Raw genomic sequence first — 15,553 nt, 5'->3', positions numbered from 1 at the left:
AACTCAAGTAGATAATGCAAGATACTGCTATCGTGTCAAAAATATTTTTTTCAAAGGGTAGGTCGAATTTATCTCCGGAAGATATTGTAAATATCCAGCAATATTTGAATCCCGTTTTGCCGGAAGAATTAGTAAATCATTATTTAATGCACAACGGCGGTATACCTTCAAATAGTTTTTGGATTTTGGAGGATGGCTGTTCTTTATGGGTTAAAAAATTCTTGCCCATGAAATTCCCGGTTGGAACCGAGCGGACTTTGGAAGATAGTTACTTACTGATGGTTGCAAAGAATGTAATGCCCAAGGCATTGATTCCGTTTGCCATTGATCATGGGGGAAATTACTTTTGCATCGATACATTTGGCGAAGTTTACTTTTATGCGGTTGACAGATGGGATGAAGCGCTGAATGACGAACAAAATCATGAGAAGGCAAAAAAGAAGTTAGGCGTATCTTTTCAATGGTTTGTAAACCAGCTTGTCGAATCTGATGAATATGAAGATTAGCCTGCATAGGTACGATTAGCGCCAGCGTAACGGTACGAAGGGAAGTGTACTGATTTGCGGTCAAGCTTTGAATTAGATGGCTTTGCCAGAGTCCGGTCGGCAAGCCGACAAAAACTAAGGGTATTTGATGCGATGAATATATCTACCTGTCAAGTTTATCCAGAAGTTGATCTAAGTTATAAAATCCCAAGCTTTCTTATGAAGGAGTTGCGGAAAAGATTAAACTCATTGAATAAAGAAATAATTCCCTTTAAGGATATATTTAACGGGCAAGATTTTGAGCTTGGCATTGTTATTTCGGCAACATGTGAAAAAGATAAGCCTTTGGTCATGGGGCCTACATTTTTTAATCGATATAATCGTGTTGATTTTGTATTTCATATTCCCTATAAAAAACTCGATAGCTCTTATGATGAGTTTTCTTATGTTGTCGAAAATTTGCGATGCGGATTGGTGAGTATTTTTGATAAATATAGTGGAGATAGTTCTGGCGTAAATGAAGTGCTGCGGAGCATATTGGAAATGGCCGAAAACCCGTAAATCGGAATCGATTGCTAGGCCGCGAAAGAATGTAAGTTACAAATATTGGTACAAACATAGGAGTCTGGTTTTGCAATATAGCATCACGTGGTTTAAATCGTAGGTGGAGAAGTATTGCAAAATCTTGAATCAAAAAGCCTCGCCCGCTTACGACCGGCAACCTGATCGAAGAAAAACTCGGCAAGGGACGGTAATCGCCCTGAAAAAAGTAGGACTTAAAAGTAGAGTTTTCTGCTGAGGAAAAGCTGATTTGAATAGGGTTACACAATCCAGTGGCCTGCCTACACGTCTATACCAGCATGACCGAATGCTTGCGGATTGGTTTGGAAGGGAAAATGTAAAAAGCAAGGTCATTGAGGAGGGTTATGGTTCAACGTCAGAAGCAAAGGCGGCTGAGACGGCAAAATTAGAAGAACACTTTGAAAAATACGGCTCGGTGCCGAAGGGCAATCAAAGAAGCTTTAAACTCAAAGGAGATTACGGGTGATGATGAATATTGAGTTTGGGCAAATATATGTGGAATTAGATACGGACTTTGATTTGCCGAGCTTGTTGCTTAAAAGGTTGCGAGAAGAGCTAGATGTTCTTGGAAAGGAAATTTCACACTTTAATAGAATTTTTAAAAACGCTGATTTCAAATTAGTATTTATTATTTCCGCAACTCGTAAGACCGATGAGCTTAATATAAAAGGGCCGAATTTGGTGCGAAAAAAGCCGGCGGCTGAATTTGTTATTTTTATTCCATATAAAGAAATTGTAGATTTTGTAGATAAAGTGTCGTATGCGCTGCCATACGTTGCTAAAGGTGTGATTTTTGTATTTAATAAATATAAAACAGATAGTTCTGGCGTTGAAGATATTGTGCGGAACGTTATTGTGGAAGTAAGAGATGAGCCAGAGAAATTTCTGCGAAAATCTTAGCCCGCATAGGCGCTATTAGCTTTAGTGTAATCGTATGCAGCAAAGCCTAGCCTATGTTCGTGCGGCAACCTGATCGAAGAACAATATGGCAAGGCCGGCCAATCGTCACCCGACCGGAACAATGAGATCGAGAAATGACCAAAAGAATCGTCTGGAAACACAATAATGTGGTCAGCCTTAAGCTTCGCGAGGACCTTTACACGTTGGGGCAAATGTTGGGTCGAGCGACCATGCGGTTTTTCAATATTACTAGGGGCTGTTGCCGTTTTACATCGGTAACCATATGAATGCGCAAGCGAGGGCGATAGCGCCTTCAAAATTGCGTTTCAGTTTGTCATATCGGGTAGCAATGGCTCTGAAATGTTTCAGCCGCGCAAATACGTTTTCGACGAGGTGGCGATATTTATAGAGGCACCAGTCCATATCCTCAGTCCCGATTATTGAATTTTGTTTTCTTGGTATGACGGGCACCGCACCTTGGTCTCGAATTTGAATCCGTAATAGCTCGCTGTCATACCCTTTGTCTGCAATCATGTAGTCCGCCAGGGGTAGCTTGGCCACAAATTCCGGCGCCTCTTTGCAGTCATGGACTTCGCCGCCCGTGATCGAGAACTGGATGGGAAGGCCTCCGGCATCAACCGCCATATAGATTTTGGTCGTGTTGCCTGCGACCGACTTTCCGATGGCTGCTGGATTTTCATGGGCGGCACCGCTACTGTGTTGATGGGCTTTAACAATGCTGCCATCGATAAATAGTCGTCCCTGAAAAAGCCGATATTTTCCGAACACCAGCATTCAGGCCGACAATAAAAACGGCGCGCTCAATGGCCGCGCCAAAATCCGACATGGCGGTCTCCAAAAATGAGGCAAAAAAATCCTCAACTGCCTGAGGATCATACGGATATTGTGGCCAGCACCGCATAAGATGGCATGCATGGCATCGCCCAGTTCGCCTTTCAGGTAATTGCGGCCCAGCAATCCGTCGTTTTTGAGGTGCCCGATGACGGGTTCGATGGCATTGCGGCGTTTGAGGGCGCGTTTGAGTCGCCGGGTGTTTATTCCTCTCTTTTGCCGGGCTTTGTAAATGGTCACGTTCGGGACCTCGACACCACGGTATCCTAAATCCACAAAAGCTTCTTTTGCGCGTGTACCGCTTAGAATCTCCGCCTGTTCCAGACACGATTCCAGGGTGTGTCCATCGTAGGGATTACCGGAAAAGCTGCGGGCGCCGAGCACAAAATTACTTTTGTTGGTGACGGTGATGCCCACTTTGACGCCGAATTCATACTTCTTGTGGACTTTGCCTTTGGAAATGCATTCGACTTCCGTGGCGTGGAAACTGTACAGCTTGTTTTTATCCTGGGGTTGTTGGTTCAAAATCCGTTGGGTTTTCTCTAGCGTCTCTTTAAAAGCCAATTTGACTGCATCGGATTGATCCGTCAATTGGCGCTCGATATCTCGGTAAACCCGACCCACCAAAGTTTTGAGCTGTTTGAGCATTTTGCGTTTGCGCTTCATTTGCTTGGCATGACTGTACCGGTTCGCCATCATCAGCAAATAGGGGGCTTTGCGGTTGTAGTTCTGCCGTAGTGTAATCTCATGCTGCTCAGCCAGACGTACCATGTGCTGGCGACAGCGTTCATACAATTTTCCATCGGTCGGATACGTGATGGCTTTCTCTTGCACCGTGCTATCAACCGTCACCGATTCAAAATCCTGTTTCTTCACGGTCTTGCTGGCTACGCCAGCCTGGATCGTCACCGATAACATCCACTCGCAACCTTCTTCTCCGATCCGTTTTCGCCAATAGGTCAGTGACGTGGGGTGGCAAGGTATCTGGTGTTGGAAATACTCTTCGCCACAAAAATATTGCCAATAGGGATTTTCAAGCCACTGTGCCACGACCGCTTCGTCCGAGCGTGCAAACGCATGTTTGAGGTAATGAAGCCCGGCAATAAGACGCGTTGGCAACGCCGGAGCGCCTTGGTTCTCGGTAAAAAATTCACCGAACGCATCATCCAGTACTTTCCAATCGATCAAATTTGCCAGTTGGTAAAGCTCATGCTTCGGATTCAACAGGTCGGCCAGTGGTGTGTTGAATAGATCGATTTGGCCGCTACTTTCTTGGGATTTTGGCTTCATTTTCGATAAAAATTTGCAAGAAATTAATATCTATTTTACTAATTTCTTGCAATTATTGCCCGTCTTTTTCTTCAATTATTTATTGTGTTTCAATGCTTTAGCCGTGAATTTGTGGCTTTTCAGGGGCGACTAAATAGCCATTCCAAATCAGGCTCAATCACTAGCGCCTGAAAGATACCCATCAGTTTTTCTTGCAGTGACCAGGCATTGAAGCGCTTGTACACAGCATTCCACTTACCAAACGCGACGGGTAAGTCTCGCCAAGGGCAGCCAACACGCAAACGATAAAAAATCCCTTCGACCGTTTGCCGAAGACCGGGCTTATCGTAAATGCTAAAACTCAACATAATCGTTTTTAGCTTTTCCCAGTGAATATCTGTAAACAGTTGGCGTGGCATTGGCTAGCTATCGTTTGATTGAAAACTCAATCAATGAGGCTCGCCAATCGATTTTCAAAGGGATTATGACAAAATGGCAACAGCCCCTAGTGGCGATGGCAATTGGCATAATATTGATCTAAACGAAGTCGATCCAATATTTACGCTATTTATTGGAAATATCGTGTTACATAATTTGGTTGACAAAAAAGTTTCAGATAAAGATGTAAAGCCGAGCGCTGCGTCCTGTGAACCATACTGGATAAAGCCCAAGCTTAATTTTGATGGCGGTTACCCCTTTAAGGGTGGGAATCTTATCGATATTGGCACGGAAGGAAATATCAGCACCACTGCGGGGCGAGTGGTGCAAGAGGATCTATCATTTCCAGCCGATAAGGAAATTATAGAGACATATGAATTGACGAATATGTGGGGTGATGTGCATGTTAGAGATCGCCTTCTTCATTTTTTTGATACCGGCAAGGACGACGATTTTTTGAAGAAAAAATATTTCCTGGGTATGGGACAGAACATTGGGTGTAGATACTGTTAGCGCAATCGTACGCGGTAACGTGTCGCCATGAGTTGAATTAAAACGCTTCTCGCGCTTACGGCCGGCAACCTAACCGAAGAAAAACGCGGCAAGGCCGGCCACATCGTCACCCGTTACCAATACGATAGCGACAACCGTCTGGTCCGCGCCGAAACGCCAAATGGCACGACGCAATACCGCTACGACGCCTTGGGCCGGCGCATCGTTAAACACACCGCGCAAGGCGAAACAAGCGTCTGCTGGCGGAAACTGATCACCAGCGCAGCCGCACCTCCGGTAATTTGACCTTGGAGATCAATGCTGGAGGATACTATGGCTTAGTGTCTGAGCGAATTAGGTATTCTCTTCAGGCGATGGTTATATGGCCATGGTTGCATTTTCTAATGATGAGTTTGATCCTTCACAGATTGTGATGATTCAGGTCGCGCCTCTCGCGGGCGCACAAATTGATTCAAAAAACAAAAGCTAAACTGAGTTACTGCTGGGTAGGTCCCACTTAGGGTGCGGGTGCAACATTCGGCTTGGTGGTGTTTGGTTGCATGGTCAACAAGACTTCGCGGATGGCGGAAATGATAGACTCCGGCTTTTCCAGCGGAATGACGTGGCCGCTATCTACCCAGCGTTGAATTGCCCCCGGATATAGCCGCGCAATATCCTTGCGTTTTTGATTGGCGTCGAGCGCCAGCTCCGAGGTATATTCCAGAGGTTGCGCAGCGCTCAGCACTATGATCGGTCCGCCGCTATAGGGTGGAGCGGCCAATACTTCGTCACCGGTCAGGTCCAGAGCGGCCAGCTCTTGTTCGGCAGTTGCCGATATCATCAAATCGAACAGCCAACGCACCCAGAGCGGCCAGTTTTCGATTGCCCCAGCGCCTTTGAGTTGAGCAGGATGAGTGGAATCAACCAGAATCAAGGCCGCGACTTCGTCTGGGTGATGCCGGGCATACCATTGCATATACAACCCGCCCAACGAATGCCCCACCAGCACATAAGGCGGGATTAGGCCTTGGCTGGCAAGCAATCCGCGCAACTCTTCGATAATATGCCGGCCGTCGCGGGCCGTTGCCGACGCTTCGCTGTTACCGTAGCCGGCGCGGTTGTATACCAAGGCCGTGTTATCGCGTGCTATCGTGGGATAAATTTCTGCCCACCCTTCTAAAGTGCCTCCCAGTCCGTTTTCGAAGATGACCGGTACGGTCTGCTGCTTGCTAAGCGCAAATTCTACTTTCCGGCCGGCGACTTCCGCCGTTGTCACGTTCGTGATGGTGGCGGCACAGCCGCTTAGCACGATTAGCAATAGCAACAGAATGACCATTACTGATGGTCTAAATTTCATCAGCCGCTTCCCCTATCAGTCGAATTAGCGCTGGGCGTGTTTCACGATGGTTATTCCTGGCCAAATTGCCGGGAGCAATGGTTTTGCTAGCGCTTGCCACGAGCCAGCAAACCGGCCAGACCTGCGCCGAACAGCCAAACGGCACCGGGCAACGGCACAGCCGCCACATCGCCGTCATGTACGGCCCAGGCGTAAAGCTGATTCTCATTGGAATAAACGCCTTGCCAACCGTCGTAAGGCATAAAAATCCAATTAGAGGCCGGGCCTTCATTTGTGTTGAGCCAATACGCCCTATTTTGCAAATTTTTAATCAGCCCCGCATCGGCACCACCCACTACGTTGCCACCCGCATCAAGCTCGAACAGATTGCCGTTACCAAATACACCATTGTCGCTTCGCGGAGTGCCGTTGGTGTTGTACCGGCCATGCAGTCCAAGGTTGACGTAAAACATGTAGCTCAATTCGGCGTTGGGGCTGACAACGTTATAGCCTTGATCGGCCGAGCCGCTATAGAAGTCACTAGAAAATACAAAATCAACGCCATTGATTGGGCTATTGCTCGCCAGTCGCCAGTTTGTCGCCCCGCCAAACGTTAAATTCTCGGTCCAAGTTTTGGCTTCCGTCAAACTCATCAAGCCATCATCGTCATAGCCGCTGGTTTTAGCGTAGTTGGCATCTTGCAACCAAGTCACGTTCAAAACGGTGTCATAAAGCATGCCGTTGCCTCTATCTAGCAACGCGGCGTTGGCCGGCATGTTGATACCGCCGACCAATAACACCGACAATGCCCATTGGGATTTACGCGCAATAAAATTATTCATACATCTGTTCCTAAGGATTAAAAAATCTAAACGCTAAACTCGGTGCCACCGAAACTCGCCAAGGGGTCATTTCAGAAATGCCCATTGGCAGGCCGTGGATGGCGACGCTGATTAACCATCCACCCCAACAATGGCGCGCCAAAAAACCACACCGCACCGGGCAGCGGCACCGCCGCGACATCGCCGTCGCGCACCGCCCAAACGTAATAATTGGTGCCTTTGCTGATGTAGTTTTGCATGCCGGTCGCGGTGCTCAGGTACCAGGCTTTGCTGGCGTCGCCACCGTAACTGGTACCCAGCCAGTAACCAAAGGATTGAATATGGCTGAACAGACTTTCGTCGTCGGCGGTCGCCGGATCGTCGACGATGCCGTAGCCGGACTGCGGTCCGCCACGCGAATCGAGGGAGCCTTTGTTACCGAAATCGCCGTAGAACAGATGCGCGAGCTCCGAACTGGCCGTGGAGACGTTGAAACCGCAATCGCTACCGCTGTATCCATAGTCGCAACCGGGCACGCCCAGGTCGTTGAAGGTCGGCAAGCGCCAATCGCTGTAGGTGGTGCCGCGCACGCTGTCCGAGTAGCTGAGACCGTCCACCCAGGCCACGGCGTTTTGCCAGCTCATCTTGCCTTCGGCGTCGAAGCCGCTGGTTTTGGCGTAGTTGGCGTCAGCCAGCCAGGTGACGTTTTGCGCACTATCGTAGATCAGCCCGCCGCCACGGTCGAACAACTGCGCTTGCGCGCTTCCGGCCGCCAGTGTGCAGAGCGTGAACAATGCAGCGAATGAGTTGTTACGTTTCATCGGTTTTCTCCAAAAGGTCGTTCTTAATAGGATACGAACACTTGGCGAACAACTAACGGCGCCAAGACTGGGCGACATTATCGAAAGTGCCGCGTGGCGAGGGAACCCTACCGGAGTAGGGTGTGTGCCGCCCAGACAGCCTGTTAAGATGTAATTATTTTGCATGTTTTGAACCGGCCTGATTTAGTTCCGAGCCAGCAGCCGAAAAGCGACTAGTGCTGGCACTCGACTACTCAGCCAACACTAACCCAGATACTTAGTTGGGCGGCTTGCTGCCGCCACTCGACGTTAGGCATATCTTCACGCTCCCATGCCTTGCGTTTCTTTAGCTTGGAGCGTTGGAGAATCAAAAATGGCACAAAAACTTCTGACGGTAACTCTCGTGTTGATGCTGTCCGGCTGCGCAACAACGGCAAATAACCCTCCCGCCCAAGGAAACAACAAAGCGGAGAGTAAAATATCAATGGCGATTGGCCGTGAAATTGGCAACTTCAAAATCACCAATTCACAGGCAACCGAAGCCCCCGCTGGTTATAACGGCATGCAGTACACCGTTAAAACGAATGATGGTGCGACCTTTAAATGTGAGATTTTAGAGCCATCCGGTTTCGGGAAATTCGCGACCTGGGGCATGGCAAGTGGAGCGGACGCCATGTGTACCGATTTCACCAAAGGATCAAGCGACGTAGGTAAAACCAACAAGGCAAGTTGCAACGCTTTGCTGCAGGCGGCAGGCAAATGCTGAAGTAATACTCGACACGGAGCTCAAGGCGACGCTCCGTGCTCCCTTGACACAGAGCCGGTGGCTAGCGGAAGGTTATAAAACCGCGTGTTAACGCACGGGTATCCGGACACGAAAACCTGACTAACCGCACTAAGGCTGGGCGGCAACAGAACCGGAAGAGCAAAATGGAAAAACTTTTTTCTAATCCCCGCCAAGACGAGGCGGTTTGCTTCTCGGACATCAGTCCGAACGGTCAACTACGCCTACTGGACTTGAGTTTCGGGCGTATTGCCTTCGGTTTTGGTTTGATCCCCGTGGTCGCCGCACCGTTTATTGTCTGGCTGCATCAAATCGGCCGGGACGCTCGCGCCTTTTGGGCTTGGGCAGGTGTGTTTACATCGGTAGCGCTGGTCGTTCGTCTGTTGTTTCGCCGCTATCGGCGCGACTGCGCACAACTGGGCGCCGAACGGGCAATGCACGATTGGCTGCCCAAGGTGCATGCGCTGGCGCTGCTTTACGGATTCAGCCTGTCGGTACCGGTGATGATCATGTGCAGCGGCGACTATCCCTTTGAGTTTGCGATGCTGTTTCTGGTCACCTGCGCGTCGATTGTGGCCGGCAACGCCACCCACCAGTCGCCTATCCTGAGTGCTTTCCAACGTTTCTTCGCTGCCAGTTGGGGCGCCTCGACACTGCTATTGCCGTGGGTATTCCCCGCGCATTGGCCCTATGTAATGCCGCTGTCCGCGCTCTACATTTTGTCGATTTACAAACACGCGGTGCTCGTGCACCGGTTTTTTTTGCAACAGATATTCCTGGAAGAAGGCTACCGCGCCTCCAAGGATCTAGCCGAAGCCGCCTTACGCGCCAAAAACCAGTTTCTCACCACGGCCAGCCACGACTTGCGCCAGCCGGTGCATGCCATGGGCTTTTTGATCGAATCGATTTCCCGCCGCAACCGGGATTTACTGTTGGGCCCAGCCTTGCAGGATTTGCGGCAAAGTGTGCAGTCGGTGACGCAGATGTTCAACTCGCTGTTGGATTTGTCCAGGATCGAGCTGGGCGCCCAGCCGGTCAATCTACAGACCGTGGCCTTGGACCCGTTGATGAACGATGTCGCCACGCTGTTTCGGGAAGAAGCCCACTCACGGCAAATCGATCTGAGAGTGCGGTTGAGCGGTGGCCGAGCCCTAGTCACCGCCGATGCCATGTTGCTGCGCCAAACGATGATCAACCTGATGCAAAATGCCTTGCGCTATACCCAAAGCGGCGGGGTGTTGATGGCGGCGAGGCGGCGGAACGACAGTTGGCAGTTCGAAGTTTGGGATACCGGCGTCGGCATAGCGGAAGCCGATCAACAGCATATCTATTCGCCGTTCTTCCGCCCCGAACACGCCTGGCGTATCGACAACGCCGGCCACGGCTTGGGTTTGGCGGTAGTGGCGCGTTGCGCGGATTTGATGGGCGCCAGCCAGGGCTTGAGTTCGCGAGAAGGCCGAGGCTCGCGGTTTTGGCTACGGCTGCCGTCCGCGCGGATTGAGGAGCGGCGCGCTGTGGCGCGCGACCCGGATTTTGCGCCGGCCGGCCGTAGCGAAACGCTGAGCGGCCGCTGTCTGGTGATCGACGACGAACCGCAAGTGCGCAACGCCTGGCAAGCCTTGTTGAATTCGTGGGGCGTGGAAACGGCGTGCGCCGCGTCCGCCAACGACGCATTGGCCTTGCTCGATGCCGGCTTCGAGCCACACGCCATCTTTTGCGACCAGCGCCTGCGCGCCGGCGAAAGCGGCTTCGAGTTGTTGCAAGCCTTGCTGGAACGCTGCCCGGACGCCGCCGGGGCGATGATTAGCGGCGAGTTCGACTCGCCGGCCCTGGCCCAAGCCGAACAGGAAGGTTACCTGGTACTGCACAAACCGTTGGACCCGGAGGCCCTGTACGCCTTGCTGAGCCGGCTATTGCCATCCGATCCGCTAACAGGGATAACCAAGAAAAATGAAATCGCCTAATATTAGTCTTGCCGGGTGGCTGGGGCTGGCTTCCTCGGGCCTGTTGGCTTGGGGTAACTGGCACTACGCCCAAACGCTCCCCAACTACGACGCCGTGCGCCAGACCATTAGCGAATTGTCTGCGTTCGGAACGCCATTGGCGCACCAAATCAATTACGGACTTTTCCTGCCAGTGGGCTTGATGCAATGCCTGGCACTGGCCTGCCAGTACCGCATGCTCAAGCAGAACCCCACGCTACGCCGGGGTTTACTGGCGTTTTCCTGGGTGGGAACGGCTTATGTCTTTTGCGCGCTATTCCCGTGCGATCCCGGCTCTCCGCTTATGGGCTCCTGGCGCCAGCAAATTCATAACCTGTTCGGTGCGCTTGAATATCTGGGAGGCGGTTATGGCTTGCTGCTGTTTGGGCGTATTCCTGGCTCCCGCATCGCCATCCCTTTGAAAATTTCCGGCGTTCTAGTGCTGACTGGGCTTGCGTTTATGACGCTGCCGATTCTGGCCAGCCATAGAGGACTGATTCAACGCCTTACCGAAAGCCTACTGTTCGGCTGGCTAGCATTGGCAAGCGCCGCGCAATTAACTCAAGCCTACATTGGCCGGGCTGAAGTCACGAAGCAACCCTAAAGTCATACATTTTCATCGAGTCGACCGATGGCGCTAATGTTTTCCGGCAGCCTGCTGTAGACGTCGAGCGAATTCGATGGATTTGCCGTCGGCTGGCAGCGAGTCCGGTAAATAAATCTTAGCGTTCCAAATACCGCCGTCATCCGCCTCTTTACTCATACATTGCTTTACGCCGTCCGCGTTGACGACACATCGGCGCTGGTAACCGTTGGGAAGCGTATAGGTTTCCGTTTCTGCCATGGGCCCGCTATCCGGCGCCTTAAGATTTTCCGGGGCAACCGCCAATTTGCGGCGATCAAACTTATTCTCCCCTTCAAGTTCGGCCGATTCTCGGGCGACTTGGCGCATATCGTCCAATACCTTGGATAGGTCGAGTTTGGCAGACTCGGGAGGCGCGGGATTCGCTGACTTGTCGGTCCGCGCCGCGGCGTTGTTCGTTTGCCGCGGCGAAGAGTCGCCACGACCCGTCAAAATCGGCACCGGCTTTGGAAGCGTCCTTGATCTGCGTCCGGCTACCCTGGATGGCGGACTTAGCGGCAACTGATTTTGCCTATCTTGTTCCGCTAAGCGTAGGATCTTGAATTCCACTGATAGCGCTGTCAAACGGTCAGCCGATTTCCTCGGCCGATCTATATCGTTCAACGCCAACACTATCCCAAGATGTATCGACAGAGATACGATCAGGCATAAGGCAAACCTGCGCGGCGCCGATTCAATCATTGGCATCAGCTATTGCCATTCTTGTAACGTATTGCTAAGCAGCGCGTTGGTCTCGGAAAATGGGTTTTGACCGGGCAAAAATCATGGATCGAGTTAACCATGGCGGGCAAAACCCAACCGCCCTAACTGGCGCGCGAGCTCACCCCGATAAACGCCTGATCGCTTCGGACATCGCATGTGAGCAAATAGGTTTGGCCTGCTTGTAACGCCAGGGTTTTCTTGGGTCTATGACTCGAAAATCCTTTAAAGCAATAGACTTGAATTTCATACTCTCCAGGCAAGACATGAATCTCGCTGGGGTAGTCCGTAAAACCCGGCCAGCCAAATTCCTTTTGTTCACCCGCGCCGTTGGCTTCGATCTTCGTGTAGCCGATAATGGTCGCGTGATAGGCATCGGCAAAAGGGGCACCCACAACACTTTGGATTACCGCAATCTCGTCAGCGCTAAGGGTACCGCCCGAATATTGCTTGGCTGGCGTCATAAAACCACATGAACAAAGCATGGACGAGGCAATGATTGCCATAACATTTTTCATGGATTCGCCTTGTCATTGCCGCGCAAACGTAAAACACGCCCACTGATGGTTAAAACAACCATAACCGGTAACGATGGAAAGTACGTTTTCATAGCGTCGCCCCTTTTTAATTGATAGACCTAAGGTTGATGTAACGGCATCGAATGTCTTATAAAATTTGTCATTTGCAGTATCTCGTCGTGGGTTGCTTTTGATTGATAAATCAGTGAGATCAAAAAAGCGTTCTCCAAACAGTCGTTTTACACGGATGCAAATGCCCGGAACCCTGACGAACGGCGACAAGCCTGGGCAGCATTATCGGAAGCGCGGCGCGGCGGCGTAACCCTACCGTAGTAGGGTGTTGGTGCGCATCGGCGGTTTGTTAAGATGTAATTATTTTGCATGTTTTAGCAATAGCCTGGTTCGACGCAAAATGCCGAACCAGGCTATCGACCATTAGGGAGAGTTGAGCGTGACAAATTCGGCTAGCGCGTTGGTTATCGACGACCATCCGCTGTTGGCGAGCGGCATCGCCGATTTTTTGCTATCGCATTGCGGCTTCGGCCAGGCCCGGCCGGTATCCAGCATCGCCGAGTTTTGGGCGATTCTCGATGCCGCCCAGCCGCCGTCGTTGGCTGTTGTGGATTTTTGGCTGCCGGAAGGTGCGTCGCTGCCGTTGTTAGTGCAAATGAAACGGCAGTACCCGGCGACACGTTTGCTGGCAATCAGCGCAGACGACAATGCGGCCGTGTCTGACAAGGCTCGCGAGGCCGGCGCCGACGGCTTTCTGCACAAGCAGGAAGCGCCGGAGATTTTCGGTCGTGCCGTGGCCGCGTTACTGCGGGGTGACACTTGGTTTAGGACCGGTCCATTTGCCGTGGCAGGCATCAATCAGCCGCTCAAGGAACTGCCGGTCACCGCCGCCGAACTGGGTTTGACCGCCCGCCAAGGCCAAGTACTGGCAATGATGTTGAAAGGTTTGCCCAACAAACGCATCGCCTTGAACCTGTCGCTGTCCGAACAAACCATCAAAGAGCACGTCACCGGTATTTTGGAACGCCTAGGTGCGCGCAATCGGATTGAGGTAATCACTATGTTGCGCGGCAAAAAGCTGGAAGGCTCCTGATGCAAGCCACACTGCCAGATTCAAGGGACAGCAAGCCGCTGCGCTTTGCAGACATCAGCCCGGCCGGCCAAGCTAGCCTGTTGGATATGACGCATAACCGTTTGGTTTACAGCATCAGCATCATCCCTTTCGTCGGCATGCCCTTCTTATACTGGAAACATTACCTCGACCAAAACGCCTGGGGATTGTTGGTTTGGACGCTGTCGTACTTTATCGCCGTCGTGGCCGTCCGCCTGCAACAGCGGCAATACCGGCGTGATAGGGCCAGTCTCGATCCGCTTGCGGCAGTCGCCAAATGGTTGCCGGTCATTCAGAGGATGGCGCTGCTTCACGGCGCGGGCTTGGCCGCGCTGGTAATCGTTGTGGCCGGACGGGTACCCTTCGAATACGCATTAACGCTGTATATGACCCTCGCCTCCATCATGGCGGCCAACGCCACCCATCAATCGCCGGTATTCAGCGCGTTTCGGCGCTTCTTTGCCGCGGGTTGGGGCGGGTGTACTCTACTAACGCCTTGGGTGTTTCCCGAACACTGGTTTTTGACGTTACCTTTGTGCCTCAGTTATGTCTTATCGATATACCGGCACTCTTCCATTGCCCATCGCTTCTTCCTGCAACAGATAAAGTTGGAAGAAGATAGCGCCAAGTTGGCCGAAAACTATCGGCTTGCCAAGATTGAAGCCGAAGCCGCATTACGCGCCAAAAACCAGTTCCTGACCACGGCCAGCCACGACTTGCGCCAGCCGGTGCATGCGATGGGCTTTTTGATCGAATCGATTTCCCGCCGCAACCGGGATTTACTGTTGGGCCCAGCCTTGCAGGATTTGCGGCAAAGCGTGCAGTCGGTGACGCAGATGTTCAACTCGCTGTTGGATTTGTCCAGAATCGAGTCGGGTGCCCAGCCGGTCAATCTGCAAACTGTCGCGCTAGACCCGCTGATGAACGATGTCGCGACGCTGTTTCGAGAAGAAGCCCGCTCACGGCAAATCGATCTCAGAGTGCGGTTGAGCGGCGGCCGAGCCTTAGTCACCGCCGATGCCATGTTGTTGCGCCAGTCCATGATCAACCTGATGCAAAATGCCTTGCGCTATACCCAGCAAGGCGGGGTGCTGATGGCGGCGCGGCGGCGCAGCGCTTGTTGGCAGTTCGAGGTTTGGGATACCGGGGTCGGCATCGCCGAAGATGACCAACAGCGGATTTACTCGCCATTCTTTCGTCCCGAGCATGCCTGGCGCATCGATAACGCCGGACACGGCTTGGGTTTGGCGGTGGTGGCGCGTTGCGCGGATTTGATGGGCGCCAGCCAGGGTTTGAGTTCGCGAGAAGGCCGCGGTTCACGCTTTTGGTTGCGATTGTCGGCCGCCGCTCCCAGCCCCGAGCGGTGGGCTATGGCGGCTGACCAAGCCGTCGCACCGGTCGAGCAAGCCGCAGTGCTTAGCGGCCGTTGCCTGGTGATCGACGACGAACCGCAAGTGCGCAATGCCTGGCAAGCCTTATTGAATTCGTGGGGCGTGGAAACGGCTTGCGCGGCATCGGCCAACGACGCATTGGCCCTGCTCGATGCCGGCTTCGCACCGCACGCCATTTTTTGCGACCAGCGCTTGCGCTCGGGCGAAAGCGGCTTCGAGTTGTTGCAAGCCTTGCTGGAGTGCTGCCCGGACGCCGCCGGGGCGATGATCAGCGGCGAATTCAATTCCCCGGCCCTGGCCCAAGCCGAGCAGGAAGGTTACCTGGTACTGCATAAGCCCTTGGACCCGGAGGCCTTATATGCCCTGCTGAGCCGGTTATTGCCGCCGGCCGACAAAGACCACTCGTAAAAACGCCAATTCGATAATCTCAAGTCTCAA

Annotated in this window: 19 protein-coding genes and 1 pseudogene; 11 read left to right on the top strand and 9 right to left on the bottom strand. The window is 52.2% G+C overall.

Translation table 11 applies throughout. The annotated features are described in order from the left end of the window. Positions 1–14: 14 nt before the first annotated feature. From EBB_RS01235 to EBB_RS26860, 5 genes are all read left to right on the top strand, one after another. Positions 15–506 carry an SMI1/KNR4 family protein gene (locus EBB_RS01235; protein ID WP_192392119.1) on the top strand — a complete coding sequence of 164 codons (492 nt, stop codon included), beginning with the start codon at positions 15–17 and terminating at the stop codon, positions 504–506. Between the two features lie 132 nt (positions 507–638). Beyond that, positions 639–1,046, top strand: a complete 408-nt coding sequence (locus tag EBB_RS01230) for a hypothetical protein (RefSeq protein WP_192392118.1) — start codon at positions 639–641, stop codon at positions 1,044–1,046. A gap of 307 nt (positions 1,047–1,353) precedes the next feature. After that, the gene (locus EBB_RS01225) at positions 1,354–1,533 is read left to right on the top strand and encodes a hypothetical protein (protein WP_223146784.1); all 180 of its coding nucleotides are present in this window, start codon (positions 1,354–1,356) and stop codon (positions 1,531–1,533) included. Next, entirely contained in the window at positions 1,530–1,967 is a 438-nt protein-coding gene (locus EBB_RS01220; RefSeq protein ID WP_192392116.1) for a hypothetical protein, read from the top strand. The genes EBB_RS01225 and EBB_RS01220 overlap by 4 nt, the downstream gene beginning before the upstream one ends. A 134-nt stretch (positions 1,968–2,101) precedes the next feature. Continuing rightward, a complete protein-coding gene (locus EBB_RS26860) occupies positions 2,102–2,254 on the top strand; it encodes a DUF8309 domain-containing protein (protein ID WP_503466899.1) in 153 nt (50 codons plus the stop codon). On the opposite strand, the gene EBB_RS01215 is transcribed toward EBB_RS26860, so the two are convergent. From EBB_RS01215 to EBB_RS01205, 3 genes and pseudogenes are all read right to left on the bottom strand, one after another. Next, positions 2,235–2,762, bottom strand: a complete 528-nt coding sequence (locus tag EBB_RS01215) for an IS5 family transposase (RefSeq protein ID WP_306789979.1) — start codon at positions 2,760–2,762, stop codon at positions 2,235–2,237. The two genes, EBB_RS26860 and EBB_RS01215, sit on opposite strands and share 20 nt — an antisense overlap. Next, positions 2,763–4,109 carry an IS5 family transposase gene (locus EBB_RS01210; protein ID WP_225587194.1) on the bottom strand — a complete coding sequence of 449 codons (1,347 nt, stop codon included), beginning with the start codon at positions 4,107–4,109 and terminating at the stop codon, positions 2,763–2,765. 131 nt (positions 4,110–4,240) lie between these two features. Continuing rightward, positions 4,241–4,507 (bottom strand): annotated as a pseudogene (locus tag EBB_RS01205) (transposase); the annotation flags it as partial. A 73-nt stretch (positions 4,508–4,580) separates the two neighbouring features. On the opposite strand from EBB_RS01205, the gene EBB_RS01200 reads away from it, so the two are divergent. After that, positions 4,581–5,039, top strand: coding sequence for a DUF8309 domain-containing protein (locus tag EBB_RS01200; protein ID WP_192392115.1), 459 nt, complete (start codon positions 4,581–4,583; stop codon positions 5,037–5,039). A gap of 69 nt (positions 5,040–5,108) precedes the next feature. On the opposite strand, the gene EBB_RS26835 is transcribed toward EBB_RS01200, so the two are convergent. From EBB_RS26835 to EBB_RS01180, 4 genes are all read right to left on the bottom strand, one after another. Then, on the bottom strand, positions 5,109–5,252 hold the full coding sequence (locus EBB_RS26835) for a hypothetical protein (protein WP_229429400.1): 144 nt from the start codon (positions 5,250–5,252) through the stop codon (positions 5,109–5,111). A 283-nt stretch (positions 5,253–5,535) separates the two neighbouring features. Further along, a complete protein-coding gene (locus EBB_RS01190; RefSeq protein ID WP_192392114.1) occupies positions 5,536–6,375 on the bottom strand; it encodes an alpha/beta fold hydrolase in 840 nt (279 codons plus the stop codon). Positions 6,376–6,461: 86 nt separating this feature from the next. Next, positions 6,462–7,196 carry a PEP-CTERM sorting domain-containing protein gene (locus EBB_RS01185; protein ID WP_192392113.1) on the bottom strand — a complete coding sequence of 245 codons (735 nt, stop codon included), beginning with the start codon at positions 7,194–7,196 and terminating at the stop codon, positions 6,462–6,464. A 71-nt stretch (positions 7,197–7,267) separates the two neighbouring features. Then, on the bottom strand, positions 7,268–7,996 hold the full coding sequence (locus EBB_RS01180; protein ID WP_192392112.1) for an Lcl C-terminal domain-containing protein: 729 nt from the start codon (positions 7,994–7,996) through the stop codon (positions 7,268–7,270). Positions 7,997–8,348: 352 nt separating this feature from the next. Here EBB_RS01180 and EBB_RS01175 point away from each other — a divergent pair, with 352 nt between their 5' ends. The 3 genes from EBB_RS01175 (at position 8,349) to EBB_RS01165 (ending at position 11,345) form a co-directional block, all read left to right on the top strand. Then, positions 8,349–8,741, top strand: a complete 393-nt coding sequence (locus EBB_RS01175) for a hypothetical protein (protein ID WP_192392111.1) — start codon at positions 8,349–8,351, stop codon at positions 8,739–8,741. A 164-nt stretch (positions 8,742–8,905) separates the two neighbouring features. Further along, positions 8,906–10,723 (top strand): ATP-binding response regulator, encoded by a 1,818-nt coding sequence (locus tag EBB_RS01170; protein WP_192392110.1) that lies wholly within the window; start codon positions 8,906–8,908, stop codon positions 10,721–10,723. Continuing rightward, positions 10,710–11,345, top strand: a complete 636-nt coding sequence (locus EBB_RS01165; RefSeq protein ID WP_192392109.1) for a DUF998 domain-containing protein — start codon at positions 10,710–10,712, stop codon at positions 11,343–11,345. The genes EBB_RS01170 and EBB_RS01165 overlap by 14 nt, the downstream gene beginning before the upstream one ends. Before the next feature lie 33 nt (positions 11,346–11,378). On the opposite strand, the gene EBB_RS01160 is transcribed toward EBB_RS01165, so the two are convergent. Beyond that, on the bottom strand, positions 11,379–12,071 hold the full coding sequence (locus tag EBB_RS01160; RefSeq protein WP_195880850.1) for a hypothetical protein: 693 nt from the start codon (positions 12,069–12,071) through the stop codon (positions 11,379–11,381). 116 nt (positions 12,072–12,187) lie between these two features. Beyond that, a complete protein-coding gene (locus tag EBB_RS01155) occupies positions 12,188–12,601 on the bottom strand; it encodes a hypothetical protein (protein ID WP_192392107.1) in 414 nt (137 codons plus the stop codon). 451 nt (positions 12,602–13,052) lie between these two features. Here EBB_RS01155 and EBB_RS01150 point away from each other — a divergent pair, with 451 nt between their 5' ends. Both EBB_RS01150 and EBB_RS01145 read left to right on the top strand, forming a co-directional pair. After that, complete coding sequence (locus tag EBB_RS01150) at positions 13,053–13,706, top strand: LuxR C-terminal-related transcriptional regulator (RefSeq protein ID WP_192392106.1); 654 nt, start codon at positions 13,053–13,055, stop codon at positions 13,704–13,706. Further along, a complete protein-coding gene (locus EBB_RS01145) occupies positions 13,706–15,523 on the top strand; it encodes an ATP-binding response regulator (RefSeq protein ID WP_192392105.1) in 1,818 nt (605 codons plus the stop codon). Before EBB_RS01150 ends, EBB_RS01145 begins: the two co-directional genes overlap by 1 nt. Positions 15,524–15,553 lie beyond the last annotated feature (30 nt).

Source organism: Methylomonas fluvii (genome assembly GCF_014850975.1).
Classification (GTDB): Bacteria; Pseudomonadota; Gammaproteobacteria; order Methylococcales; family Methylomonadaceae; genus Methylomonas; species Methylomonas fluvii.
Note: the sequence above shows the minus strand (reverse complement) of the source record. Positions and strands in the feature narration are given on the sequence as shown.